Origin of the sequence: Faecalibacterium sp. Marseille-P9312 (assembly GCF_902497445.1) — a bacterium.
Classification (GTDB): Bacteria; Bacillota; Clostridia; order Oscillospirales; family Ruminococcaceae; genus Faecalibacterium; species Faecalibacterium longum.
Map to the genome: position 1 here is coordinate 13,610 of NZ_CABVEW010000020.1, position 23,785 is coordinate 37,394.

Annotated in this window: 23 protein-coding genes and 1 tRNA gene; 13 read left to right on the forward strand and 11 right to left on the reverse strand. The window is 57.2% G+C overall.

The window, feature by feature from the left end; all coding sequences use genetic code 11:
* Positions 1-162 precede the first annotated feature (162 nt).
* Positions 163-1,452 (forward strand): putative ABC transporter permease, encoded by a 1,290-nt coding sequence (locus tag F3G95_RS12810; protein ID WP_149795246.1) that lies wholly within the window; start codon positions 163-165, stop codon positions 1,450-1,452.
* 77 nt (positions 1,453-1,529) lie between these two features.
* On the opposite strand, the gene hisS is transcribed toward F3G95_RS12810, so the two are convergent.
* On the reverse strand, positions 1,530-2,771 hold the full coding sequence (gene hisS, locus F3G95_RS12815; RefSeq protein WP_149795247.1) for a histidine--tRNA ligase: 1,242 nt from the start codon (positions 2,769-2,771) through the stop codon (positions 1,530-1,532).
* 254 nt (positions 2,772-3,025) lie between these two features.
* Between hisS and F3G95_RS12820 the strand changes: the two genes are divergently transcribed.
* From F3G95_RS12820 to F3G95_RS12870, 11 genes are all read left to right on the forward strand, one after another.
* Positions 3,026-4,237 carry an MFS transporter gene (locus F3G95_RS12820; RefSeq protein ID WP_243130394.1) on the forward strand — a complete coding sequence of 404 codons (1,212 nt, stop codon included), beginning with the start codon at positions 3,026-3,028 and terminating at the stop codon, positions 4,235-4,237.
* Positions 4,238-4,459: 222 nt separating this feature from the next.
* Positions 4,460-5,161, forward strand: coding sequence for a hypothetical protein (locus F3G95_RS12825; RefSeq protein WP_149795248.1), 702 nt, complete (start codon positions 4,460-4,462; stop codon positions 5,159-5,161).
* 17 nt (positions 5,162-5,178) lie between these two features.
* Positions 5,179-6,177, forward strand: a complete 999-nt coding sequence (locus F3G95_RS12830; protein ID WP_097801401.1) for a GGGtGRT protein — start codon at positions 5,179-5,181, stop codon at positions 6,175-6,177.
* Positions 6,178-6,287: 110 nt separating this feature from the next.
* Positions 6,288-8,204, forward strand: a complete 1,917-nt coding sequence (locus F3G95_RS12835; protein ID WP_149795249.1) for a flavocytochrome c — start codon at positions 6,288-6,290, stop codon at positions 8,202-8,204.
* Complete coding sequence (locus F3G95_RS12840) at positions 8,201-8,605, forward strand: NusG domain II-containing protein (RefSeq protein WP_149795250.1); 405 nt, start codon at positions 8,201-8,203, stop codon at positions 8,603-8,605. The genes F3G95_RS12835 and F3G95_RS12840 overlap by 4 nt, the downstream gene beginning before the upstream one ends.
* 210 nt (positions 8,606-8,815) lie before the next feature.
* Complete coding sequence (locus F3G95_RS12845; protein ID WP_149795251.1) at positions 8,816-10,426, forward strand: HlyD family efflux transporter periplasmic adaptor subunit; 1,611 nt, start codon at positions 8,816-8,818, stop codon at positions 10,424-10,426.
* A gap of 11 nt (positions 10,427-10,437) precedes the next feature.
* Positions 10,438-11,184 (forward strand): ABC transporter ATP-binding protein, encoded by a 747-nt coding sequence (locus F3G95_RS12850; protein ID WP_149795252.1) that lies wholly within the window; start codon positions 10,438-10,440, stop codon positions 11,182-11,184.
* Entirely contained in the window at positions 11,184-12,386 is a 1,203-nt protein-coding gene (locus tag F3G95_RS12855; protein ID WP_149795253.1) for an ABC transporter permease, read from the forward strand. Before F3G95_RS12850 ends, F3G95_RS12855 begins: the two co-directional genes overlap by 1 nt.
* 170 nt (positions 12,387-12,556) lie before the next feature.
* Positions 12,557-14,653 (forward strand): S-layer homology domain-containing protein, encoded by a 2,097-nt coding sequence (locus F3G95_RS12860; RefSeq protein ID WP_149795254.1) that lies wholly within the window; start codon positions 12,557-12,559, stop codon positions 14,651-14,653.
* Positions 14,653-15,417 carry a phosphoribosyltransferase family protein gene (locus F3G95_RS12865; protein WP_149795255.1) on the forward strand — a complete coding sequence of 255 codons (765 nt, stop codon included), beginning with the start codon at positions 14,653-14,655 and terminating at the stop codon, positions 15,415-15,417. The genes F3G95_RS12860 and F3G95_RS12865 overlap by 1 nt, the downstream gene beginning before the upstream one ends.
* 105 nt (positions 15,418-15,522) lie before the next feature.
* A tRNA-Pro gene (locus F3G95_RS12870) sits at positions 15,523-15,600 on the forward strand.
* A gap of 134 nt (positions 15,601-15,734) precedes the next feature.
* On the opposite strand, the gene F3G95_RS12875 is transcribed toward F3G95_RS12870, so the two are convergent.
* From F3G95_RS12875 to F3G95_RS12900, 6 genes are all read right to left on the reverse strand, one after another.
* On the reverse strand, positions 15,735-16,832 hold the full coding sequence (locus F3G95_RS12875; protein ID WP_243130395.1) for a site-specific integrase: 1,098 nt from the start codon (positions 16,830-16,832) through the stop codon (positions 15,735-15,737).
* 76 nt (positions 16,833-16,908) lie between these two features.
* Positions 16,909-17,109, reverse strand: coding sequence for a helix-turn-helix domain-containing protein (locus F3G95_RS12880; RefSeq protein ID WP_005927005.1), 201 nt, complete (start codon positions 17,107-17,109; stop codon positions 16,909-16,911).
* A 132-nt stretch (positions 17,110-17,241) separates the two neighbouring features.
* Complete coding sequence (locus F3G95_RS12885; RefSeq protein ID WP_005930924.1) at positions 17,242-18,054, reverse strand: DUF6551 family protein; 813 nt, start codon at positions 18,052-18,054, stop codon at positions 17,242-17,244.
* The gene (locus F3G95_RS12890) at positions 18,045-18,719 is read right to left on the reverse strand and encodes a type II toxin-antitoxin system PemK/MazF family toxin (protein WP_149795257.1); all 675 of its coding nucleotides are present in this window, start codon (positions 18,717-18,719) and stop codon (positions 18,045-18,047) included. The genes F3G95_RS12885 and F3G95_RS12890 overlap by 10 nt, the downstream gene beginning before the upstream one ends.
* Positions 18,720-18,787: 68 nt before the next feature.
* Entirely contained in the window at positions 18,788-19,015 is a 228-nt protein-coding gene (locus F3G95_RS12895) for a hypothetical protein (protein WP_179860586.1), read from the reverse strand.
* 358 nt (positions 19,016-19,373) lie between these two features.
* The gene (locus F3G95_RS12900; RefSeq protein ID WP_338148895.1) at positions 19,374-20,093 is read right to left on the reverse strand and encodes a sigma-70 family RNA polymerase sigma factor; all 720 of its coding nucleotides are present in this window, start codon (positions 20,091-20,093) and stop codon (positions 19,374-19,376) included.
* Positions 20,094-20,763: 670 nt separating this feature from the next.
* Here F3G95_RS12900 and F3G95_RS12905 point away from each other — a divergent pair.
* Positions 20,764-21,120, forward strand: coding sequence for a helix-turn-helix transcriptional regulator (locus F3G95_RS12905; protein WP_112091919.1), 357 nt, complete (start codon positions 20,764-20,766; stop codon positions 21,118-21,120).
* A gap of 87 nt (positions 21,121-21,207) precedes the next feature.
* Here the strand turns inward: F3G95_RS12905 and F3G95_RS12910 are convergent, their stop codons facing one another.
* The 4 genes from F3G95_RS12910 to F3G95_RS12930 all read right to left on the reverse strand — a co-directional run bounded on the left by F3G95_RS12910 (position 21,208) and on the right by F3G95_RS12930 (position 23,639).
* The gene (locus F3G95_RS12910; RefSeq protein WP_149795259.1) at positions 21,208-21,426 is read right to left on the reverse strand and encodes a hypothetical protein; all 219 of its coding nucleotides are present in this window, start codon (positions 21,424-21,426) and stop codon (positions 21,208-21,210) included.
* 138 nt (positions 21,427-21,564) lie between these two features.
* Positions 21,565-21,996 carry a winged helix-turn-helix domain-containing protein gene (locus tag F3G95_RS12915; RefSeq protein WP_005946641.1) on the reverse strand — a complete coding sequence of 144 codons (432 nt, stop codon included), beginning with the start codon at positions 21,994-21,996 and terminating at the stop codon, positions 21,565-21,567.
* A gap of 104 nt (positions 21,997-22,100) precedes the next feature.
* A complete protein-coding gene (locus F3G95_RS12920) occupies positions 22,101-22,274 on the reverse strand; it encodes a hypothetical protein (RefSeq protein ID WP_243130396.1) in 174 nt (57 codons plus the stop codon).
* Between the two features lie 327 nt (positions 22,275-22,601).
* Complete coding sequence (locus F3G95_RS12930; protein WP_149795261.1) at positions 22,602-23,639, reverse strand: AraC family transcriptional regulator; 1,038 nt, start codon at positions 23,637-23,639, stop codon at positions 22,602-22,604.
* Between the last annotated feature and the right edge of the window lie 146 nt (positions 23,640-23,785).

The following is a 23,785-nucleotide window of genomic DNA, read 5'->3' on the forward strand; positions in this document are numbered from 1 at the left end:
AGTTTGATTTTGGACGTTGTGCCGATGCTATTTTGGAACTTTATCAGATAACGCGCGGGTCTCAGAGAAGTTCTCCGCAGTCCGACCTCTTCGTCAGCGCGGACGCGGCCAAAACTGCATACAATAGCCCTATAACCGTTTATATGGGAAAGGAAACAGGCAATGGAGCTGAATTTTTATACCCTCTGCGTCCTCTATCTGGTCTACTCGTTCCTCGGCTGGGTAGCCGAGACGGTGGTGGCGACCATCAAGGGCCGCGCCTTCGTCAACCGCGGCGTGGCGTCCGGCCCGTTCTGCTTCGTCTACGGCACGGCGGCTGTGCTGATGGCGGTGGGCTTTGCCGACCTGCGCTCGACGCCGGTGGCCCTCTTCCTCGGCTGTGCGGCCAACGCCACCGTGGTGGAGTGGGTGACGGCCAAGCTGCTCGAGAGGATGCACCGCCGCCGCTGGTGGGACTACTCGGATAAAAAGTTCAATCTGGACGGCTACGTCTGCCTGCAGTACTCGGTGCTCTGGGGCCTGCTGGGCATGGCAAGCGTGCTGTGGGGCAACGTCCTGCTGCTGCGGCTCTGCGCCCTGCTGCCGGGCTGGCTGCTGCATATCGGCGTCTGGGCGGCGATGACGCTGGCCGTCCTCGACCAGCTGGGCGCAGCGCTGGCCGTCAACCGGTACGCCGCCAGCCATCCGAGGCTGGAACAGCTCAACCTCGAGCTGGAAAAGCACTCGGACAAGCTGCGTCAGCGGCTCATCGCCCATGTGGAAAAGCGTATCCAGCGGGCTTACCCGACCGTCGTCCAGCCCGAGCCGACTGCTCAGAAAGAAAAGGCTCTGAGCTTCGGTGACCTCGTCTGGCTCTTCGTCATCGGGGCTTTCCTCGGCGACGTGGTGGAGACGCTGTTCTGCCGGGTGACGGCGGGCGTCTGGATGAGCCGCTCGAGCCTCGTGTGGGGACCCTTCAGCGTGGTGTGGGGTCTGGCGCTGGTCATGGCGGCGGTCCTGCTGCGGGGCAGCGAGGAGCGGAGCGACCGCTCCATCTTCCTGTTCGGCTTCGTGATGGGCGGCGCGTATGAGTATATCTGCAGCGCCGTGGGTGAGCTGCTGTTCGGCGTCATCTTCTGGGACTACAGCGGCTTCAAGTTCAATCTGGGAGGCCGTGTCAACCTGCTCTACTGCTTTTTCTGGGGCATCGCGGCGGTGGTCTGGATCCGGTACGGCTACCCCCTCGTCGCAAAGCTGATGGCAAACCTGAAAAAGCACATCCTGCCCTGGATGACCGTGGTGCTGACGGTGTTCATGGCCGTGAACATGGGGCTTTCGGCACTGGCGCTGGCCCGGTACGACGCCCGCACCAGCGGCCTCGCCCCGGCAAACCGGCTGGACGTCTTCCTCGACGAGCACTTTGATAACGCCCGGATGGAGCGGGTGTACCCCAACGCCAAAAAAACCGGCTGACCCGGCAGCCATAAACGCAAAAAAGCACTGCACCCGCCCACTTTTGGGGAGTGCAGTGCTTTTGGTTTGTTCAGCCCTTACTGAGCGGCAAAGACCTTTACCTCGTCCTTGTCCATGAAGGCGGCACCGGCAAAGCCTGCGGCTTCCAGCTGGCCCAGCTGCTTGCCGAGCTTCTTGCCCTGAGGCAGGACGGTGACGTTGTAGGTATCGCGCAGGGCAGCGGCCCTGCTCAGGACGGCGGTGAAGTCGGCGTCCTTGCCGTAGAGCAGTGCGATCTTCTGCTTTGCGCCGGGGATCTGATAGCCCTGCTCGAGCAGGATGCCGCAGACGCGCTCGAAGCCGATGGAGAAGCCGACTGCCGGCACCTGAGTGCCGAGGAACTTGCCCACCATGTTGTCATAGCGGCCGCCGCCGGCGACTGCGCCGCTGAACTGCGGGCAGGTGATCTCAAACACCATGCCGGTGTAGTAGCCCTGACCGCGCACGAGGCTGGGGCAGTAGGCCACCTGATAGCGGCCTGCGGCCATGGCGTTGGCAGCAGCGAGGACGTACTTGAGGTCGTCGGCGATGGCGGGGTCTGCGCAGCGGGCGGCCACGGCGTCCAGCGTCACCTCACCGGCGGCGATGAAGTCGGCCAGTGCGTTGACCGCGCTCTCGGGCAGCTGCTTCTCGAGAAGCTCGGCCTTCACGCCGTCGGCACCGATCTTATCCATCTTGTCGAAGGTGATGCAGACGGAATCCAGCGTGTCGGCGGCAAAGCCCATGCTCTCCAGCATCCCGCGGAGGATGCGGCGGTCGTTGATGTTGACGGTGAAGCCGTCGAAGCCGATGCCCAGCAGGGCGCGGGTGGTCACGTCGATGAGCTCGACCTCGGCGTTGGGGCTCTCGTCGCCCAGAATGTCGATGTCGCACTGGACGAACTCGCGCAGACGGCCCTTCTGGGGGCGCTCGGCGCGGAAGACGCGGTCGGTCTGGATGACCTTGAAGGGGTGGGGGAGCTTGTCCTTGTTGGCGGCGTAGAAGCGGCTCAGGGGCAGGGTCAGATCATAGCGCAGGCCCATGTCGGAGAGCTCTTTCGGGTCGCCGGAGTTCAGGGCGGCGGTGAGCTTGTCGCCGCGCTTGAGCACCTTGAAGATGAGGTTCAGGTTGTCGCCGCCGTCGGACTTGTCGAGGTTCTCCATATCCTCCAGCATGGGGGTGGAGATGCGCTCGAAGCCGGATGCGCGGTAAGTCTCGAGAATTTTGCCCTGAATGTAGTCGCGCAGGGTCTGCTCGTTGGGCAGAAGGTCGCGCATACCTTTTAAGGCCTGAGTTTTCATAAGATAGTCCTCTTTCTGTATAGCCCTCTCAGTCGCTGACGCGACAGCTCCCCCAGAGGGGGAGCCACTGGCGTGTCGGCAAGGCCTGTGCGGGACGCACAAGCTCACTTGAACCGGAAACGGAAGTGCCCTGGGGTCAGGGCACACGACAGCGAAACAGGAGAGATGATTTTTGTGATACACTTCTAATTATAAAGGATACCGTCTTTTTGTCAATCGAAAAGGACACACTATTCTCTGAGGTGATGCATGAAATGCAGAAAACAAGATCCTGGGCCATCCTGGCGGCGGGCGCGGCCATTCAGGTATTGACAGGCCTGCCCGCCGCGTGGGGCGTGTTTCAAAGACCCGTCATGGAGGAATACGGCCTCAGCGAGCAGGGGGCAGGCTATGCCTTCGGGGTGCTCATCGCATTTTTCGGCATCGGGTGCGTCATCGGCGGCTTTCTGCAGGATAAGCAGGGGCCACGCTTTGCGGCTTTGTGGGGGACGGGCCTGCTCTGCGGCGGATTCTTCGCGGCGGCGGCTCTCCCGGCAGAGAAGGGAAGTGCTTTTTTCGGGGTGTTCAGCATCCCGGCGGGGCTCGGCACGGCCTTCCTCTATCCGTCCATCCAGTCCTGCGCCCAGAAGTGGTACAAGGGCCGGAAGGGCCTCGCCACCGGCGTCATCGGGGGCGCAGTGGGGTTGAGCGGAGCGTTCCTGACCGTCTTCGTCCGCACGGCGCTGCGGGGCTTCGGGCCGGTGCAGGGCATCCGGGGCGCGTTCTGGGCGCTGGGTGCGCTGACCCTGCCGGTCTGCCTCGCGGGCAGTGCATTGCTGACCGACCCGCCGCCCGAAAAGCCTCAGCCCAGCCGGCAGGGAAAGGCTAAGGCCGCACCGCCCCTCGATCTCTCGCCCCGGCAGATGCTTGGCACGCGGCAGTACTGGCTCTGCGCCGGAGCGGTCTGCTTTTCCACCCCGGCGGTGCTGCTGTTCAGCCCCATCATCCTGAAGCTTGGGATGGAGCGGGGGCTGGACGAGAGCGCCGCCCTCTGGGCCGTGGTGCTGGGCAGTGTGGGCAGTGCGGCCGGGCGGCTGCTGATGCCCCTGCTCAGCGACAAGATCGGCCGCCGCCCCACCGACCTCATCCTCTTCGGCGTGTCGCTGGGGCTTTCGGCGGCGTTCCTGTTCGCCCGGGGGTGGGCCGTCGTGGCAGTGTATGCGGGGCTGACGTTCTGCTACTCGGCGCTGGCGGCGGTGCTGCCCGCCCTCTCCACCGATCTGTTCGGCCTGCCCCACGCCGGGGTGAACTACGGCTTTCTGGCGCTGGGCCAGAGCGTGGGAAGCCTTTTGTTCCCCTGCATCGCTGATTTCTGGGGATTCGAGCAGGGGCGGCACATCCTCGCCATCGCGGGCGCAGCGGCGGGCTTCGCCTGCATCTGGGCCGTCGCGCCGGTGCGGCGGGAGCCGCAGAAAAAACCGAATTGAGAAGTTGCGCTCCTGCGCAGAAAAACGAAAATGGTAAAAAGATTGCGAAAAATTTGTCAGAAATGACTTGCAAATTGGGCCAACGTCCTCTATAATAAAATTGTGCGTGGTAGTACCGGGAAAGGCGCTGAAAAGAGAGCGGCACGGCCCGGTCAATGCAAGGCGGCAGGGGAGAGAAGCTTCTGCCGCACGGCATCAATTTGTCAAAAGGAGAGTATGATTATGACCTATTCGCAGCAAGTACAGAATATGTGCCCGATCACCAAAGGTCCTAAGCATGGTCCGGCCCCCATCCCCGAAGAGGGCGCATGGGTCAAGGCCTATGAGATCAAGGACATCAGCGGCTACACCCATGGTGTGGGCTGGTGCGCACCTCAGCAGGGTACCTGCAAGCTGTCTCTGAACATCAAGAACGGCGTCATCGAGGAGGCTCTGGTGGAGACCATCGGCTGCTCCGGCATGACCCACTCTGCTGCTATGGCAGGCGAGATCCTGCCCGGCAAGACCATTCTGGAAGCTCTGAACACCGACCTCGTCTGCGACGCCATCAACGTGGCTATGCGCGAGCTGTTCCTGCAGATCGTCTACGGCCGCAGCCAGACCGCTTTCTCTGAGGACGGTCTGCCCATCGGCGCAGGTCTGGATGACCTGGGCAAGGGCCTGCGCTCCATGACCGGCACCATCTTCTCCACCAAGGAGAAGGGCGTCCGTTATCTGGAACTGACCGAGGGCTACATCAACAAGCTGGCTGTGGATGCCAACGGCGAGGTCATCGGCTATCAGTTCGTCAAGCTGGGCAAGATGATGGAGGACATCCGTCACGGCAAGACCCCCAACGAGGCTTACGAGAAGAACGTGGGTACTTACGGCCGCTTCAGCAAGGAAGCAGGCGCTGTCAAGTACATCGACCCGCGTGAGGAATAAGAGAGGAGGAACAACTCATGGCAACTTTTGAATCTATGGATCGCCGCATGCCGAAAATCGAGGCATGCCTGAAGGCCAACGGCCTCGAATCTCTGGACGCCTGCAACGAGATGCTCCTCGCTAAGGGCATCGACTGCGACAAGATCGTCCGCGGTGTGCAGCCCATCTGCTTTGATAACGCTGTCTGGGCTTACACTCTGGGTACCGCCATCGCCGTCAAGCGCGGCCTGACCGATGCTGCCGAGTGCGCAGCCGCCATCGGCGAAGGTCTGGAAGCTTTCACCATCCCCGGTTCTGTCGCTGAGCAGCGTCAGGTCGGTCTGGGCCACGGCAACCTGGGCGCTCGTCTGCTGAGCGAGGACACCACCTGCTTCGCTTTCCTGGCAGGCCACGAGTCCTTCGCCGCTGCTGAGGGTGCCATCGGCATCGCCCGCACCGCAAACAAGGTCCGCAAGACCCCCCTGCGCGTCATCCTGAACGGCCTGGGCAAGGACGCCGCCTACATCATCTCCCGTATCAACGGCTTCACCTATGTGCAGACCGAGTACGACATCCCCTCTCAGACCCTGACCGTCGTCAAGGAGATCCCCTTCTCCGAGGGCGAGCGGGCAGCGGTCAAGTGCTACGGCGCCAACGACGTCATGGAGGGCGTTGCCATCATGAAGAAGGAGGACGTCCAGTGCTCCATCACCGGCAACTCCACCAACCCCGTCCGCTTCCAGCACCTGGTCGCCGGCACCTATAAGAAGTGGGCCATCGAGAACGGCAAGAAGTACTTCTCCGTCGCTTCCGGCGGCGGCACGGGCCGTACTCTGCACCCCGATAACGTCGCAGCCGGCCCCGCCAGCTACGGCCTGACCGACTCTCTGGGCCGCGTCCACGGCGATGCTCAGTTTGCAGGTTCCTCTTCTGTGCCTGCACACGTCGAGATGATGGGCCTCATCGGCATGGGCAACAACCCGATGGTCGGCGCTACTGTCGCCTGCGCTGTTGCTGCAGCTCAGGCTAACGCCTAAGTTTTTCCTAAGTTTCAGCGAGAGGGAGCTGCTTTCCGAATGAGCAGCTCCCCCTTTTTTGCTGATAGATGTCCGAACACAAGCAACCCGAATATGAGAAGGAAGAAACAATGAAAAAGAATCAGATCCGCAAGAGCGTGGCTGCGCTGGCCATGGCGGCTGTTGTGGGCGTCAGCCTGTTTGGCTACGGCTGCGGCAGCAAGCCCGCTTCCACCGCAGGCGGCGTGTCCGGTGATTTCATCGGCACTGCCAAGGGCATGGGCGGCGACGTTACCGTTACCCTGACGCTGGAAGACGGCAAGATCACCGGCTGCACCGCCGAGGGCAAGGACGAGACCCAGGGCATCGGTACGCTGGCACTGGAGCAGCTGCCCGCTCAGATCGCTGAGACCGGCAGCATCGCCGTGGACGGCGTGTCCACCGCGACCATCACCTCCAACGCCATCAAGGAGGCAGCAGCCGCTGCCCTGACTGCCGCCGGCCTGAACGCCGACGACTATAAGATCGAGGTCAAGGCCGACGAGACCAAGGCTGAGGATTCCACCGTTGACGCTGACGTTGTCATCGTGGGTGCAGGCGGCGCAGGCATGACCGCTGCCATCACCGCTGCTGCCGAGGGCAAGAGCGTTGTGATCGTGGAAAGCCAGCCCATGGTGGGCGGCAACTCCGTCCGCGCTACCGGCGGCATGAACGCCGGCAAGACCGTCTATCAGGACGAGAACGAGTTCGGCGAGTCTGCCGGCGTCGAGAAGACCCTGAAGACTGCTGCCGAGAAGTACGCCGACAACGAGACCATCACCGCTCTGGCAAAGACCGTCTCCGAGCAGTGGGCTGCCTATCAGGCCAACCACACCGGCTACTTTGACTCTGTCGAGCTGATGGAGCTGGATACCATGATCGGCGGCAAGGGCATCAACGACCCCGAGCTGGTCGAGACCCTGTGCGCAAACTCCGCTGACGCCATCGACTGGCTGGACGAGCACGGCATCACCCTGCACAACGTCTCCAGCTTCGGCGGTGCATCCGTCAAGCGCATCCATCGCCCTGTGAACGCAGAGGGCAAGACCGTTTCCGTCGGCTCCTACATGATCCCCCTGCTGGAGGAGAACTGTAAGAAGGCTGGCGTTCAGATCCTGCTGAACACCACCGCCAACGAGATCCTGACCGATGCCAACGGCGCTGCCGTGGGCGTCAAGGCCACCGGTTCTACCGGTGAGACCGTCACTGTGAACGCCAAGGCTGTGGTGCTGACCACCGGCGGCTTCGGCGCAAACCTCGATATGGTCGTCAAGTACAAGCCCGAGCTGAAGGGCTTCATGACCACCAACGCCGCTGGCATCCAGGGTCAGGGCATCGAGATGGCAGAGGCCATCGGCGCTGCTACCGTGGACATGGACCAGATCCAGATCCACCCCACCGTTGAGGCCAACACCGCTGCCCTCATCACCGAGGGCCTGCGCGGCGACGGCGCTGTGCTGATCAACGCCGAGGGCAAGCGCTTCATCGACGAAGTGGGCACCCGTGACGTCGTCTCCGCCGCTGAGATCGCTCAGACCGGCAGCTACAGCTGGCTGGTGGTCGATCAGGCCATGGCCGATGCTTCCAGCGTCATCCAGGGCTACATCAAGAAGGGCTACACCGTCACCGGCTCCACCTACGAGGAGCTGGGCAAGGCTATGGGCGTCGATGCCGCTGCCTTCGCAGAGACCATGGAGAAGTGGAACGGCTACGTTGAGGCCAAGAATGCCCCCGACTTCGGCCGCACCAGCTTCGCCACCCCCCTGAACACCGCTCCCTACTACGCTGTGAAGGTCACCGCCGGTGTCCATCACACCATGGGCGGCCTGAAGATCAACGCCAACACCGAGGTGCTGAACGAGAAGGGCGAGGTCATCCCCGGCCTGTTCGCAGCAGGTGAGGTGACTGGCGGCGTCCACGGTGCAAACCGTCTGGGCGGCAACGCTGTTGCTGACTTCACCGTCTTTGGCCGCATTGCCGGTGCTGCTGCCAGCGACTACGCTGCATGAGCACCCGCAAGCAGCCTCGACCGGCAAAAGGCGCAAAACGCCTGAGCTGGAAGGCGAACCTCCTCTTCGCAGCCGTCATCCTGACGGCAGCTGTCCTGCTGGTCTTTCTGCTGCGTCCGCGCAGCAAGGCGGAACCGCTGGCAGCAGTCGTGGACTTCGGCGACGGCATCACCGAGGTGCTGCCGCTGGATAAGGACTACGATTACCTGTACGATGTGGGCAGCTATGTCGTTCATTTACAGGTAAAAGACGGCACCATCTCGTTTCAGGACAGCCAATGCCCGGACCATGTCTGTGAGCAGTTCGGCCAGCTGAGCGAGGAAGGTGCATGGGCGGCCTGCGTCCCTGCCGGGGTGTATGTGAAGCTGGCTCCGCTGAGCGAGGCCGAAGCCGCATCCTGACAAGACAAGATCATCCGAGACACCCGCAATGTTCTGCAAAGGACACTGCGGGTGTCTTTTTTGCATAAAAACCGGAAATAATTTTGTAAATAAAAGGTGAAATGAAATTTGGACGCTTGTGTATTTCAGAAAAATGCGATACACTACCAATAACGGATTTTTCGTGCAAAGGGGGCACGCTGCCCTTTTGCATACCATAGGAGGAAAAGCATGATCTGGAAAAAGAAAAAGGATGCGTCCGCTGAGGCTGCTGAAACCGCAGAAGCCAAGTCCGGTGTGTCTGCATTCGCCAAAAAGAACTGGAAATGGCTCGTGCCGGTGGTCGTCGTGGCGGCAGCGGGCGCTGTCTTTCTCATAGGCGGCGGGAATAAAGCTGCCAGCGGCGATGTGACCTACGCCGAGACGACGCCGGTCCGTCAGGATGTCTCCAACTCCCTGAGCGGCACCGGCACGCTGAACCCGGCCAATACATATACCGTCAAGTCTCTGGTGGACGGCAAGATCCTCACCGGCGGCTTTGAAGAGGGCGATAAGGTGGAAGAGGGCGATGTGCTCTACACCATCGACAGCTCGGACGCCTCCACCAATCTGGAAAAGGCCAGCATCGCCCTGCAGCAGGCCCAGCGCAGCTACGACAAGACCGTAGACCTCCAGTATGTCCGCGCAGAGGTGGACGGTACGGTCAGCAGTCTCAAGGTCGCAAAGGGCGACCAAGTGACCAGCGGCCAGGAGGTGGCGGTCATCCGCGACAGCTCCAAGATGCTGCTGAACCTGCTGTTCCCGGCAGCCGACGCCGCCAACTTCTCGGTGGGCCAGAGCGCCGACGTGGTGCTGGACGGCACCTTTGAGACGCTGAAAGGCACCGTCACCGCCGTCACCGGCACCGACGAACTGAGCACCGGCAACCTGCTGGTGCGCACCGTCACCATCCGGGTCAACAATGCCGGCGGTCTGACCACCGCTCAGGCCGCTACCGCCAGCATCAACGGCGTCAGCTCCATCGCCTCCGCCACCTTTGCCTATCAGGCAGAGCGCACCCTGACCGCTCTGGCCAGCGGCACCGTTTCCGCCATCAATGTGCAGGAGGGCGACGCGGTCTCCAAGGGCGACATCCTCATCGAGCTGACCGGCGACGATCTGACCGAATCCATCCAGTCTGCTTCCGAGTCCCTGCGCAGCGCCGAGATCTCGATGCAGAACCAGCAGGACAATATGTCCAACTACACCATCACCTCGCCCATCAGCGGCACCATCATTGAGAAGGACGCCAAGCAGGGCGACGCCCTGACCTCCGGCAGCACCCTCTGCGTCATCTACGACCTGAGCTATCTGGAAATGGTCATCAATGTGGATGAGCTGCAGATCGGCGCACTGTCCGTGGGCCAGAAAGTCCAGCTCACCGCTGACGCTGTGACGGACAAGACCTATGTCGGCACAGTCACCCGTGTGTCCATGAAGGGCAGCTCCAGCGGCGGCACCACGACTTACCCCATCACCATCCGCATCGATGACACCGACGGCCTGCGCCCCGGCATGAACGCCAACGCTGAGATCGTCGTGGCCGAGGCCAACAACGCCCTCGTCGTGCCGAATGCTGCCGTTATCCGCGGCGGCTATGTGCTGGTGAGCAAGAAGTCTCCCAGCGCAGCCAATGCGGTGGAAGACATGGACGCACCGGAGGGCTATGTCTACGTCAAGGTCGAGACCGGCGTCAGCGACGACAGCTACACCGAGATCAAGAGCGGCCTGCAGGAGGACGACACGGTGGCCTACGACACCAGCTCTGTGTCGGATGACTATTACAGCGACAGTATCTGGTAAGGAGGTGCCCCATGAGCGCTCTGATCGAATTTGAGCAGGTGTGCAAGTATTATCAGATGGGCGATACGCTGGTAAAGGCCGCCGACCACATCACGATGAAGATCGAGAAGGGGGAGTTCGTGGCCATCGTGGGCCAGTCCGGTTCGGGCAAGTCTACCTGCATGAACATCATCGGCTGTCTGGACGTCCCCACCCACGGCATCTACCGGCTCAATGGCCGGGATGTGGGCAGGATGAACCGGGACGAGCTGGCGGATGTGCGCAACGAGATGCTGGGCTTCATCTTCCAGCAGTATAACCTTCTGCCCCGGCTGAACCTTCTGGAAAACGTGGAGGTGCCGCTGGTCTACGCCAACATCTCCCGCGCCGAGCGCCACAAGCTGGCCAGGGATGTGCTGGAAAAGGTGGGTCTGGGCGACAAGCTCAAGAACCTGCCAAACCAGCTTTCCGGCGGCCAGCAGCAGCGCGTTTCCATCGCACGGGCTCTGGTGCGCAACCCGGCGGTCATCCTCGCCGACGAACCCACCGGTGCTCTGGACTCCCACACCGGCCGCGAGGTCATCGGGATGCTTCAGCAGCTCCACAGAGAGGGCCATACCGTGGTGCTCATCACCCACGACAATTCCATCGCCGTGCAGGCGGAGCGTATCATCCGTCTGGAGGACGGACAGGTGGTGTATGACGGCGACGCCCACGCGCCCGAGGCCATCGTGCAGCCCACTCTGTCCGGCGAAGCGGCACAGGAGGAAGCAAAATAATGGTATTAGAGACTTTCCGCCAGGCACTGCAGAACGTCTGGAGCAATAAGCTACGCACGTTTCTGACCATGCTGGGCATCATCATCGGCGTCATGGCGGTCATCGTCATCGTCGGTTTGGGCAACGGCATGACCAGAAGTATGCGGGACAGCTTTTCCGCAATGGGCACCAACACCCTCTCCATCCAGATATGGGGCTATGGTTCCCGCACCGCGACGGTGGATGATCTGTACGACATCGTCAAAAAGAACCCCGAACTGCTTTCCTCCATCTCGCCGCAGCTGGATTTCAGCGACAACACCCCCAAGGTGGGCACGACGCAATATCGTTACGGTACGGTGTACGGCGTGGATGAGAACTACATCAAGTCGAAGGGCTACACCCTCGCCAAGGGCCGGAACATCCAGTATATGGACATCACAGACAACAAGCAGATCTGCGTCATCGGCGATTACATCAACCGCACGGCCTACGGCGGCAATGCGGTGGGCCAGACCATCAAACTCGGCGCGTACAAGTTCCGCATCGTGGGCGTGCTGAAGGCCAAGATCTCCAATCACGACCAGCAGGAGGGCAGCGACGACGATAGCGTCTACCTGCCCTACACCACAGCCATGCGCCTTTCCAACGAAAGCTCGCCGGACTCCTACTCCGCCATCATGGTGGACGAGGGCCAGGCCAACGAGGCCAAGGCTGCGGTGGAGCAGGGACTGTATGACATCTTCAAGAGCGACAGTGCTTACTACGTCTACAGCGCCAGCGAGTGGCTGGAAGAGATGAATAAGATGATCAACATGGTCATCGTCATCCTCACCGGCATCGCCAGCATCTCGCTGCTGGTGGGCGGCATCGGCATCATGAACATCATGCTGGTGTCGGTCACCGAGCGCACCCGCGAGATCGGCATCCGCAAGGCAATGGGCGCGAAGGAAAGGACCATTCTGGCCCAGTTCGTCACCGAGGCAGCTACCACTTCGGCCCTCGGCGGCACGCTGGGCATCGTCCTTGGCTATATCGTGTCGGCCATCGCCAATCAGGTGCTTCCCATGTTCACCGACGGCATGGACGTCACGGTCAGTCCGTCCTTCAACTCCATCGTGGCAGCTTTCGGCATCTCGGTGTTCATCGGTGTGCTGTTCGGCTATCTGCCCGCAAAACGCGCCGCACGGCTCAACCCCATTGACGCGTTGAGATATGATTAACCTCTCCGAAATGCGTAAGGCTCTCCCTTTGGGAGAGCTGTCACCGAAGGGGACTGAGAGGGCAAGGATGCTCTTCTTTTGTCAGGCGGCTTGCCCTCTCCGTCTCGCATTCGCTCGCCACCTCTCCCAAAGGGAGAGGCTTTGCGATGATTTCTATAAGGAGTAACACCATGAAAAAACGATTCCTCGCATTTCTGTTGGCGGTCAGCATCGCAGTGTCGATGCTGGTGATGCCGGCATCGGCTGCGGGCAACAACACCGCCGTCCAGTTTGCCATCACGCTGGGTGCCATGGATTCCGAGCAGTCCGGCGCACTGGATGCAGCCGTGACCCGCGGCGCATTTGCCAGAATGCTGACCTCTTACTCTACCTACCGGGAGAGCGTCTCTTCCCAGGGGGCAGTGGGGACCCTCTACACCGACCTGCCCGGCTCCTCGGCATGGGCGCCCTATGTCCGCATCGCCGTGCAGCAGGGCTGGATGAACGGCTACACCGACGGCAGCTTCCGTCCGAACAATGCCGTCACGCTGGAAGAAGCCTGCACTGCAGTGCTCAAGCTGATGGGCTATAAGATGACCGACCTGAGCGGCGCGTTCCCCAACGCCCAGCTCAACAAGGCCGGCGAGCTCGGCCTGCGTGCCGGCCTCGACCGCCGTCAGGGCGAAGCGATGAACTACGAGGACTGCGCCGTCCTGCTCTACAATGCCCTCACCGCCAACAACGCCAGCGGTTCGGCCTACGGCACGACCCTGGGCTTTACCGTGAGCAATGGTCAGGTGGACGGCTCCACCATCCTGCTCAGCAGCCTGGAAGGTCCCTTCGTGGCTTCGGAGAGCACAGTACTGCCCTTCGTCCCTGCCAGCGTCTACCGCAACGATAAGGTCTCCGGCTCCGCAGAGCTGAACAAATACGACGTCTACTACTACAGCGAGAGCCTCAAGACCCTGTGGGTCTATACCCGCCGTGCCGCAGGCCGCATCACCGAGGTGTCTCCCACGGCCAGCGCTCCCGCTTCCATTACGGTGGCAGGCACGTCCTACACGCTGGGCAGCACGGCCATTGCTTCCCAGGTGTCCTCCCTCAACGGCGGCGGTGTCGGCCAGGTGGTCACTCTGCTGCTGGGCATGAACAATGTGGCCGCAGGCATCATCACCGGCGAGGAGGCCGACGAGGTCTTTTACGGCGTGGTGCAGTCGGCTTCCCGCAACCTCATCGACGAGGACAACAGCGCCGATGTGCTTCAGACCGTCAAGGTCCTGTGTACCGACGGCCTTGCCCGCGAGGTGAACGTAGACAAAAGCCTGAACTTTCCCACCGGCTGGCTGGTGGAAGTGCGGGTCAGCCCCGAAGGCGAGAGCGTGGAAACGATCGATGAGCGCTCCGTCAGCGGCACTGTGAACGAGAACGCCACCGCGCTGGGCGATAGGGCTCTGGCGGATGACGTGCAGATCCTTGATACGAGTACAGGGGGTGTGGCTGGGACGGTTCGTCCCAGCCGCCTATCGGGGGTAAACTTAAAGGCTTCCGATGTCCGCTACTACACCACCAACCCGCAGGGGCAGATCGACAAGCTCATCCTGAACGATGTGACCGGTGACTTGTGGTACTACGGTGTGCTGGACGATGTGAAGAACGTCGCCACGAACTACAGCACCCTTCTCAGCGCCATCAAGGCTCAGCCGGGCGACGGCACCATTGATACCGATGCAGTCGTCAGTCAGGTGAAGAGCATCATGGTACCCACCACCACAGAGATCCTGTGGGGCGTTATCTCCGGCGACATCCTCAGCACCGCGTGGGAACGCCTGACCAGCAACACCGGCGCACTTCTGGGCCTCGGCTTCCAGCAGATCGCCAAGATCACCGGCACTCCCGTCAGCCAGATATTCAACTTCATCGGCAGCGGTGCGACCTATATCGGCTACGTCAGCGGCCAGCAGGTTAGTCTGAGCACTTCCATCAAGTATCCTGTGCTGGCCGGCGGCATCGCGGTCTGCCAGGAGACGACCGGCGCTGTCCGCAATATGGTGCAGCTGATGCCCATGAAGATCGACAAGGTGGGTGCGGCCAGCGTCCTTTCCTCCAAGGGCGAAAGGGTTGAAATGGCCGATGATACGCAGGTCTACCTGTGGTACAAGGGCCAGTATTACTACACCAAGCTCACTTCCGTCAACTCCGATGATTACTACCTTACCGGCTGGTACGACAACTTTGGCTGCGCGGCTGGCAAAAAGGTGCGTATCATCGTCGCCGTCAAGAAAGACTGATGACGGGCTACTACAGCTGCCCCGCGCAGCTTGCCCGGCAGATGCGCCAGCTGCTTTTCCCGAGGCGGTGTCCCTGCTGCCGCAGGGTGCTGGGAACGCTGCCGTTCTGTGAGGTGTGTACACCGCGGCTGGAAGAGCTGCGCCGCAGCCCGGTCATGCGGCTGGACGCGAGCCGCCACTATCTGGGCGCTCTGGACGGGGCGGCTGCGCCCTACCGGTACGAGGGCGTCGTCCGCAGCGCCATCCTCCGCGCCAAATACGAAGGCGAAAGCTGGACGGCGGTGGAGCTTGGCGTGGAGATGACGGCCCGGCTGTTCGGAGCAGAAGTGGAGATGCACTTTGCAGAGCCGGTGCCGGGTCTGGTCTCCGGTGCGGCCATCGGTTACGACTGCATCGTTCCGGTGCCTGCCACCAGCCGCCGGCGCGGCTACAATGTGCCGGAACGGATGGCGCAGCCTCTGGCCCATGCACTGGGCCTCCCGCTGCTACCAAAGGCGCTCTGCCGCGTCCGGGCCGGACGCCATCAGGCAGGACTCTCGCTGGACGAGCGTCTGGCAAATGCGGCCGGTGCCTTCCGGGCGCAGGAGCCGGAGCTCGTGGAAGGGAAGCGGGTGCTGCTGGTGGATGACGTCATCACCACCGGCGCTACCGCCGCAGCCTGTGCGCAGGCACTGCTGGATGCGGGCGCCCACAGCGTCTTTGCCGTGGCAATGGCAGTCACCGAAAATGAAATGGACGCACCATCGAGAGCTTCTGGACGATGAGCGAAAAATCCAGAAAAAATCCAAGAAAAATAAAAAAAGCGCTTGACAAAACGGCCTGCAGCGGGTATACTAATGGAGCTGTGAGCGATGAGCCACAACAAATATCCGGGTGTAGCGCAGTTTTGGTAGCGCGCTTGAATGGGGTTCAAGAGGCCGTGAGTTCGATTCTCGCCACTCGGACCATAAATCCAACGATTTCACGTTAGAAATCGTTGGATTTTTTTGTTTATAGGCTGGCCTCATTTGGTTTTGACCACAATTTTGACCACAATGCCAAAGATTTTATCTGGTCTAATTAGTGCCGTTCCGTCCAATTTTCAGGCCGAAAATGCCTCGCTGAACAACTGGATCGCACTCTGCCGAATGGATTCCTGAACATGGAGATAATGCTCAGTCATTTCGGTATCGGCATGGCCTACGATGCTCTGGATGGTCTGGATATCCACGCCCAACGCCTGCATCTGCGACACATAGGTGTGGCGGCAGCTGTGCGGCGTGAGCAAGCGGACATCGCCCGCTTCTTCCAGAGATTTGCGGAACACATCCCGGAAATGGGTGGGATTGCAGGGCAAGCCGGTCTTGGGGCTTTCCCAGATGAACTGATCGGTGGTATCCCGCAGCTTGATGGCACACGGGCGGACATTCAGCGGCACCGGAATATCCCGGATACTGTCTTTGGATTTCGGACTGCCGATGCTGACTGTACCTTTTACGACCTTTACTGCCTGCCGGATGTGAATGACAGAGCCATCTTCTTCAATAAACTGCGGCTCCAAAGCCAGAAGTTCCTGCATTCTCATTCCAGTGCCGAGTAAAAGCCGAATGCTCAAGCCCATGCGGTCATCGGGCAGCACCTTCATCAGGTGTGCGACTTCCGCTGTGGTAAAGGCTTCCTTGCGTTTTGCGGTGCCGGATGCCCGCATCTTTTCAGCAAGCCGGACCGGGTTGCGGCGCACAAGGTCATTGGCTTCTGCCTTTTGAAAGATCTGGTAGAGCATCCCTCGTGCCTTGCTGATGTAAGAATCCGAGCGGCCATCGCGCCGCATCCCTTTCAGGAAGTTTTCAATGTCGATGGGGCGTATGACGGTCAAGGGGCGATGATAAAATCCCTCTTTGAGCATTTTCAGGCAGTATTTGTAGCTTTCCTGTGTCGTGGGAGCGATATTATCCCTGTGACCCTCGAACCATGTATCGGCCCAATCCTCAAAGTACAGGATCGTGTCCAGCTGGATACCGCTGATAAGCGCATCCTGATACTCTTTCAGTTTGAGCTTGACCTCCTTCTGAGTCTTGCCATAGAAGGTCTTGAAGCGCGGCGAACCATCTTTCTGGTAGCCGTCCATCATACGTAATTCCCAGCGACCATCGCTGCGGTGGCGAAGCGTACCCTCGCCGTGTGAACGTTTGCTTGGCATATTGCCTCCTTCCTGATGTCAAGTCGTTTCGTGAATCAGTATAAATAAAGCGACCTCTTGAATCAAGGATGTCAGATTAGCCATTTACGCTGTCCGTGATCCACTGAAGAAAACGGTCTTTGGGTACGACCATCCGCTTACCGATGTGGAGCGTGGGAAAGCCGTCCGAACGGAGCAGGATGTAAGCGTTGGCGCGGGAGATGCCCAGCGCAGCAGCGACATGATCGGCTGTCAGGGTGATGGGAAGCTGCTCATACGAAGTGAACTGAGAGCGCATAGAATACCTCTTTTCTCTATATGTTGTGTTGAATGAATACAGGAACACTATATATTGCACTTTGATATGTAACAAGGGGCATCTGCGGTTTGCGGATGCCCCTTGTGTATATGGGAGGTATGCCTGTGAATATCAAAATTTCATCGGCAGTGCGTCTTTTCTGCACTTGCCGTTGTAGGCGGTGTAGATGGGAAAAACGTATTTTTTCCATCCGCGCAGCTTTGCGGGGTCGTCCTGCCCGATGCGGTAAATATCGACCGGGTGGATGTTGCGCAGCGCACGGAGCAGCCGTTCTTCACTGAACTCGCCGTGGTACAGCTCCACAAAGTGCATCATGCCTTTCAGAACAGATGCCCGGAACGAATCGGGCTTGCCCTCCCATGCTGCCACGATCAGTCGCATCGTTTCACAGTAGAGCGGTTCGCCCATCTGCTTGTAGAGCCGGAAAGCCGTACCAACGCAGCCGATGCGGTAATCGGTCAGCTGCTGGCTGTCATAATTGAGGCTCAATCCCACCCGGTTGGTGGCTGCGAGAAAGGCTTTGGAGATGGCATCGCCGCCTACGACCTTGGCGCGGAGCTTGATGCCCGCCGTCAGCGGAGCGGAAAAGCCGTTCTGCTCGGCAAAGAGCAGGGCTTCCTGCTCCACGGTCATGCCCGTGTACACCTTGCAGAGAATCGGCAGATCTTTGCCGCCGTTGCGGAGGATGCGCCCCTCGATGGTGTGCTGCCCATCCGTTACGATGAACTGACCGTTGCGGAAACTGACCTTCGGCTCATTTGCCACATATTCATTGAAGTGGGCGGCAATCAGTTCCACACGCTTGCGCTCCACACCGCGCTGATACAGTTCGCGGGGGTAGACCAGCTTGCTGCTGTGGATGACCATGAGCTGGTACGGCGGGTTGACATGGATGAAGGGATTGGTGTTGTCTTTCAGGCGCATCGCATTTCCTCCTTGATTCTCCAGATGTACGTTTCGGCTTCTTTCAGGATTTCAGCAACCTGCTGCTTACGCTTCGGGATGGTGAGCAGACTTGGGTTGAATGTGAAGCTGTATTCCAGCCGCTGGATCATTGCGTGTACCGCAGCTTCCAGTTCGGTGTACAGCATCATGTCCTCGACACTCCCAGCATCCTCAAAGGATGATTTGATGGGCGTGTAGGGATAGAGGGGCGGCTTACCGTCAACCACCTCAGGCGGCGCGTAAGCCGCCGTAGAGCGGATGATGGGTGGAAGCCGCTGAATGCTCCCCATCGGGTTCAGGGCAAGACTGGCACGGACAGCATCATCCACCCGGCTCATTTCTTCCGGGGTGAGGTGTCCGAGGAATTTCAGCACCCTGCTTTTGTCTATGGTAAAAATCTGCTCTGCCTGAACGATGGACGGAACGGAGAGAAAATCGTTCACTAGCAGGCAGTGTGTCGGCTGGGTATACTTTTTTGCCGCCTTGCTTGTCAATGTGGCTACGATCAGCGTAGGCGAGTAAAAATTTCCCACATCGTTCTGGAGAACGACTGCCGGACGATTCCCGCTTTGCTCTGAACCGATGGCGTTGTCGAAACGGGTGAAGAAAATGTCTCCGCGCTGGAATTTCCAGTTTTGAATCAAAAGCTGCCCTCCTTTTTCAATATGTACACCGCCCGCTGCACCTCCTTGGCAGTGGGCGGTGTGTTTGTTCAGCGCTTCATCACAACGTAGTCATGACCGCGCCGGGTCTGGCAGACTGTGCAAGTGTCCATGCTGCGGTCTGCGCTGGGAACAATGGCGATTTTGAACGCCTTGGATTCTACAAAACTACAAAGGCAGACACCGCAGAGCGTGCGGATGGACCGGATCATTTCCGGGGTCAGTTCCATTTCCTCGTAGATCGCTTGCTCTAAGGTGGTACGGTCGTTCTCGTTCATAAAACCTCCTATGTAGGACGAAAATGCAGATATATGGAATAAGTAAAAAGAACAGGCGTGGACGAAGACCGAAAACAGCATTCGGCCACGCCTGATTTAATAAGTTAAGGTCTCGCATATTCGCCCTCGGCTCCCTGCGAGTGGGGCATAAACATCTGGCAGCGGACTTGTACCGCTTCATTGGCATTTCAGCCACCCCGTCTGCTTTGTGACCGGGCCGCGAATTACGGAAGTATCATTATCGGAGTACCAGATGACGGAACTATTCAGTTTTCAAAGAACATGAGTGCAGACATTTCGCTCAGTGGCTTTCGCCATCTGGTGAATTGCCCTTACACTTACGAGCCATCGAGAAGGGTCAATTCGTAGCATTAAAATTGAAGTTTTTCAAAAATTTAGTAATTCTCTTGATTTTTATGCTAATAGTGGGGCGGGATACGCCGTAGACTTTAGATATTTCAGTGATGTCGTATCCCTCGTAAGCGTACATGGTGATGATTTCCAAATCTTCGACTTTCAAAGTTTCGAGTGCAGTAAGCAACTGTTCGTTCTCAATCTCACCAATCCATGCAAAACGGCTTTTGGTTTCGTGGTAGGTATCCGTTACGGTAAGGGCTTTTTCATACTGCTTGAAGTCGCTGGTTTCCTTGGCTGCGCAATCATCGGCAGCACCAGAAACCGTCATTGTGTTAGTGATGTAGGCACGTTCGCTATTAAGAACACCCAAATCAAACTCGTACATAGCCTGAATTGCATCTTCGCTCATTCCTGCTTCGCGGTACTGCACACGAAGATGCTCCCACTTTGCGTTCAGCTTGCGACGTTCATTGCCATTATTGAAACTCATGTGTAACCTCCAAATTTTCGATAAAACGTGAAAAGCCGAAAATTCGGAGATGCTACGGATATTTCGCCGCTTGGGGTAGCCATGAAAAGAGGGCAAACATAAAACCTGCTCCTTTTCGGGAGCAGGCCATCTGAAGCTATAAAAAATAGCCGGACAACAGCCAACCGAAGGATTTTCAAGCGAAAATCTTTCAGTCAAGCTGCTGCCCGGCCATTTGGTGCTACGTTTCATACATTGCCTTATGGCAATGGCCCGTTGCTCGGTGCTAACAGTCCATATTCAGAGTGCAGTGCACCCGATTGTTTTATAAAACTGATGTTTACTTGGCCCGAATGGAAAGGTCGAGCCATAACATTTTCCGGCAACGCCAGCATTTTATATGGATGAATCCAGTGCAGTCGGCGGTCATTCGATAAAGTTTTAAGTTGCACTTGGGGCAAAACTGCCAGTGTTCCGTAATTGCTTTCTTCTTATGATCGAGCATGACTTTCCCTCCCAAATATAAAGTTTGCTGCTATATCATAGGAGAAACGGTGGACTGCGGCATTTTGGCTCCAAAAGCGCAAAAACGCCAGCCTCCCATGGCGGGAAGCTGGCGCAATATAACACATCGGCACGATTGTGGATGGTGGAACGGAACGATTGTGCTTGCTTCAGGGCGGTCTGGCTTACGGCAGCAGACAGGCTTTTTTTGATGCGTTACCCCAATAAAAAATCACAGTTACCTCCACAAACGGCAACTGTGATCAGATGGCGCGTAGAATCACCCAGACGAGTTACCGTTTTTTTATAACTCGACCGGGAAATGTAAAAATCGGCACTATACTTCCTATTCACAGGAAATACAAGGTTATACCGCGTCATTCACCAGAACGATACAATACTATTGAGGTGAACGATGATGCCGAATTCTGACTTGAAAGTACTTGGAGAAAAGGTTCGCAAGGAGCGCAAGCTGGCAGGTTTAACACAAGAACAACTTGCTGAACGCTGCCATGTTTCAACGAAGCATATCGCCAACATTGAAAAAGGCAGCATGAATCCATCTTATGAAATTCTTTTGGCGATTGCTCGTGTTTTGCCGGTTTCGCTTGATGCGCTGATTACTCCGGGGATGGGTAAAACGGAAATAGAGTTAAAAGAGTTCAATCGAATCTATCTTTCCTGTCCAGAAGCGGTGCGAGAGACCTTAATGGACTCGACCCGCACACTGGCAAAGCATCTGACAGAGTTTTACAGTAAGATTGAAAATCCCTGAAAATGTTTTGCTTGTGGTACAGTATAGCATATTTTTCAAAGTCACTATACCAAAACGAACCCAAAAGCAAACCAATTTTATACCAATTCAGTCGATTCCCAAGCTGACCTGAATCTCTGTTTCCAAATCATTTTCCAATGCCGTATATAGTTCTTGTGGTGTACGGCAAAGAATTGCATTGAAATTGATGGGATTGCCTTCATTAAAAAGCCTTACATATCCCCAGCGGCATGGAACAACGTCCAAATAGGTCGCAGACTCTAAAAAGCTATGGAAGTGGGTCAATACTTCTTCAAATGTTTGCATGGTTTGACCTCCTGAATTAAGTTATCTCTATTTTAGAATATTCTTGGTCATCTATGCAAGGATGCCGATTTCGTACAGCGTAGAAAACGATAAAGCCATACCGAAGAATCCTACTAGGATCTCACGGTATGGCTTTTATTACAGATTGCGATTCAATCGCACCGATTCCGATGATGGGACAAATTGATATCCAATGTTGGAAACCGTTTTAATATAACGGGGGTGATCTTTGTCATCCTCTATTTTCTGGCGGATTCGACCGATCGTGCTGGTGACGGCTCTCAAATAGCTTTCGCTGTCCTTATGCCAGACTGCTTCAAAGATCTGCTCCTTTGTAAACAGTTTGCCCGGATGCTGTGCCATCAAACTCAAAACACCGTATTCATAACGACTCATGTACACCTCTGTTCCGTGTTTGAAAACACGGTGGTGTTCCAAGTTGATTTCCAGATCGGGACGGCTCAGAGCGTCTGTGGGATTCCGCATCAAATCGAACCATTCAAAAATCGTCTGCTCTTGCGGTGGGCAGTGATCCTTCGTGATGCGAACAACAACTTCAATTTTTTGCATACAATAGACAATCCTCCCCCAAAGCCAAATCTATATCACTCGATATGGAAAATCGGGTGTAGCTCGCATTTCCACATTGACCGTGCACTACGATGCCGTGTGCTTTAGCCGCCGTCGTTTTTGGAATCCCGAAAGTTCAGAGCTGCCATCAGGCATCCAAACGCACCCGCCCAGAGAAGGTCGGTATAGAGCCATACTTGGAGAATGGCAAAAATCACTTCTGCGATCAGCAGCAGGATGCCAGCCGTTAACAGCAGACGTGCCGATAACTGCTCCATCTTCGGTATCCCTTTCTGTGCGAAGATAGTGCTGCACCCGGTGGACGTCCCCGGAACGAACTGCAATGTACCACAAGGATTGAGTCACTGCTCCGATAGGCATTGGTGTATTCGGCGGCACCAGAAGCAGTGCCGCCCGCACCTTGTAGGGAATATTGTTTTCCGCCATAAAAACGCTGGATTGTATGGCAGAGCAGTTTATCAGCCGGCACTACAAAGCCTCTGATCCGCAAGATTATGAATAAACCAGCAGGACAAGAAGGAACTTGTTTCTGCTGGTTTTATTTTAACCTATGGCAATAGGTATAAGCATTTCTTCTTGGGCAATCAGTCGCCACTATTCTGTTTCCGGTATTCAGCCGGTGCAATCTTAAAGACATCCCGAAAAGCCGTTGCAAACTTACTCTGATTTTCGTATCCGACCTGATTGGCAATTTCAGCGATGGTTTCCTGTGTCTGGCGAAGCAGAGCAGCAGCCTGTTTCATGCGATAAGTTTTCATATAGGTTCCAATGGGCTGACCATAGACCCCCTTGAATGTATCTTTTAGCGTGGCTGTATTGATATGATATTCTTTGGAAAGCTCCTCAATCGTCAGCCGCTCATGCAAATTAGAGATCAGCCGCTTATGAATTTGGCGCACAATCTCCACCTGGGGAGAAGTATATAACTCCCGCTGCTTTTCCTGCTTTACATTCACCATGCACAAAAACAAGAGCAGCTCCTGCACCTTCAGCATGAAGTATGGCTTTTGAAAGCGATCCGGTACGGAATAAAGTTCAGAAAAGATATGTTCAATATCGTCTTTTGCCCGCATGACAAAACATGAGCCATCGGCACAGAATTTGTTTTTGAAATCTGCAATATCAATACCGCTTTCCGTGAGGATTCCCGGCGGATTTTCAGAAACCAGTTCCAGGTCAAGCACCACCGAGATCCCACGGTAATGTTTCAACGGGAAAGACATTTCAGACGCACAGTTATCCATTGTATGAATGGAGAGATCGCCTTCTCCGAGATACAGGCAGGAGCCGCTTTGCAATACGCTCCCTTCCCGTCCCTCCCGGCAATGATTGATCTCCAGGACGTTCTTGCCAATATTTCCGTCCCAATAACAGCTCGTTGCCTCGAAATCATTGTAAATAAGCTGAATCCCAGGGTAGACCTGATAGACTGTCATAAGGCCCAGGCCATCCGCACAGTCCAATTTATAGACGGTACAGTATCCATCATTATCTTTTGGAATAACCGCAGACAACCCCGTAGCGTTGGTAATAGGGTTTTCGTTCATAGTATTCCTTCCGTTATCTCTTATTTGTTCTGCCAGGATTCTCCTGGCATCTTTTATTATATAGTCTTTCCTCATTTTATGTCGCTCCAATCGGCAGGATTTGCAATCCAATCAGAAGTCAAATTAGATTATATTACATTCCTGACAACTGTGCAAACGGAGAAAAAGCCGATGCTCTCCAAATGGAAAAGCACCGGCCTTATGTTGGGGTGATTTGCTGC

What these genes read in the sequence shown, in the direction of transcription:
- F3G95_RS12900 (WP_338148895.1), bottom strand. Translation starts at nt 20,093, where the DNA reads ATGAAACGTAGCACCAAATGGCCGGGCAGCAGCTTGACTGAAAGATTT.
- F3G95_RS12885 (WP_005930924.1), bottom strand. Translation starts at nt 18,054, where the DNA reads ATGCGCCTGAAAGACAACACCAATCCCTTCATCCATGTCAACCCGCCG.
- F3G95_RS12840 (WP_149795250.1), top strand. Translation starts at nt 8,201, where the DNA reads ATGAGCACCCGCAAGCAGCCTCGACCGGCAAAAGGCGCAAAACGCCTG.
- F3G95_RS12835 (WP_149795249.1), top strand. Translation starts at nt 6,288, where the DNA reads ATGAAAAAGAATCAGATCCGCAAGAGCGTGGCTGCGCTGGCCATGGCG.
- F3G95_RS12865 (WP_149795255.1), top strand. Translation starts at nt 14,653, where the DNA reads ATGACGGGCTACTACAGCTGCCCCGCGCAGCTTGCCCGGCAGATGCGC.
- F3G95_RS12880 (WP_005927005.1), bottom strand. Translation starts at nt 17,109, where the DNA reads ATGCGCTCTCAGTTCACTTCGTATGAGCAGCTTCCCATCACCCTGACA.
- F3G95_RS12860 (WP_149795254.1), top strand. Translation starts at nt 12,557, where the DNA reads ATGAAAAAACGATTCCTCGCATTTCTGTTGGCGGTCAGCATCGCAGTG.
- F3G95_RS12875 (WP_243130395.1), bottom strand. Translation starts at nt 16,832, where the DNA reads ATGCCAAGCAAACGTTCACACGGCGAGGGTACGCTTCGCCACCGCAGC.
- hisS (WP_149795247.1), bottom strand. Translation starts at nt 2,771, where the DNA reads ATGAAAACTCAGGCCTTAAAAGGTATGCGCGACCTTCTGCCCAACGAG.
- F3G95_RS12830 (WP_097801401.1), top strand. Translation starts at nt 5,179, where the DNA reads ATGGCAACTTTTGAATCTATGGATCGCCGCATGCCGAAAATCGAGGCA.
- F3G95_RS12930 (WP_149795261.1), bottom strand. Translation starts at nt 23,639, where the DNA reads ATGAGGAAAGACTATATAATAAAAGATGCCAGGAGAATCCTGGCAGAA.
- F3G95_RS12905 (WP_112091919.1), top strand. Translation starts at nt 20,764, where the DNA reads ATGCCGAATTCTGACTTGAAAGTACTTGGAGAAAAGGTTCGCAAGGAG.
- F3G95_RS12825 (WP_149795248.1), top strand. Translation starts at nt 4,460, where the DNA reads ATGACCTATTCGCAGCAAGTACAGAATATGTGCCCGATCACCAAAGGT.
- F3G95_RS12895 (WP_179860586.1), bottom strand. Translation starts at nt 19,015, where the DNA reads ATGAACGAGAACGACCGTACCACCTTAGAGCAAGCGATCTACGAGGAA.
- F3G95_RS12910 (WP_149795259.1), bottom strand. Translation starts at nt 21,426, where the DNA reads ATGCAAACATTTGAAGAAGTATTGACCCACTTCCATAGCTTTTTAGAG.
- F3G95_RS12820 (WP_243130394.1), top strand. Translation starts at nt 3,026, where the DNA reads ATGCAGAAAACAAGATCCTGGGCCATCCTGGCGGCGGGCGCGGCCATT.
- F3G95_RS12915 (WP_005946641.1), bottom strand. Translation starts at nt 21,996, where the DNA reads ATGCAAAAAATTGAAGTTGTTGTTCGCATCACGAAGGATCACTGCCCA.
- F3G95_RS12810 (WP_149795246.1), top strand. Translation starts at nt 163, where the DNA reads ATGGAGCTGAATTTTTATACCCTCTGCGTCCTCTATCTGGTCTACTCG.
- F3G95_RS12845 (WP_149795251.1), top strand. Translation starts at nt 8,816, where the DNA reads ATGATCTGGAAAAAGAAAAAGGATGCGTCCGCTGAGGCTGCTGAAACC.
- F3G95_RS12920 (WP_243130396.1), bottom strand. Translation starts at nt 22,274, where the DNA reads ATGGAGCAGTTATCGGCACGTCTGCTGTTAACGGCTGGCATCCTGCTG.
- F3G95_RS12850 (WP_149795252.1), top strand. Translation starts at nt 10,438, where the DNA reads ATGAGCGCTCTGATCGAATTTGAGCAGGTGTGCAAGTATTATCAGATG.
- F3G95_RS12855 (WP_149795253.1), top strand. Translation starts at nt 11,184, where the DNA reads ATGGTATTAGAGACTTTCCGCCAGGCACTGCAGAACGTCTGGAGCAAT.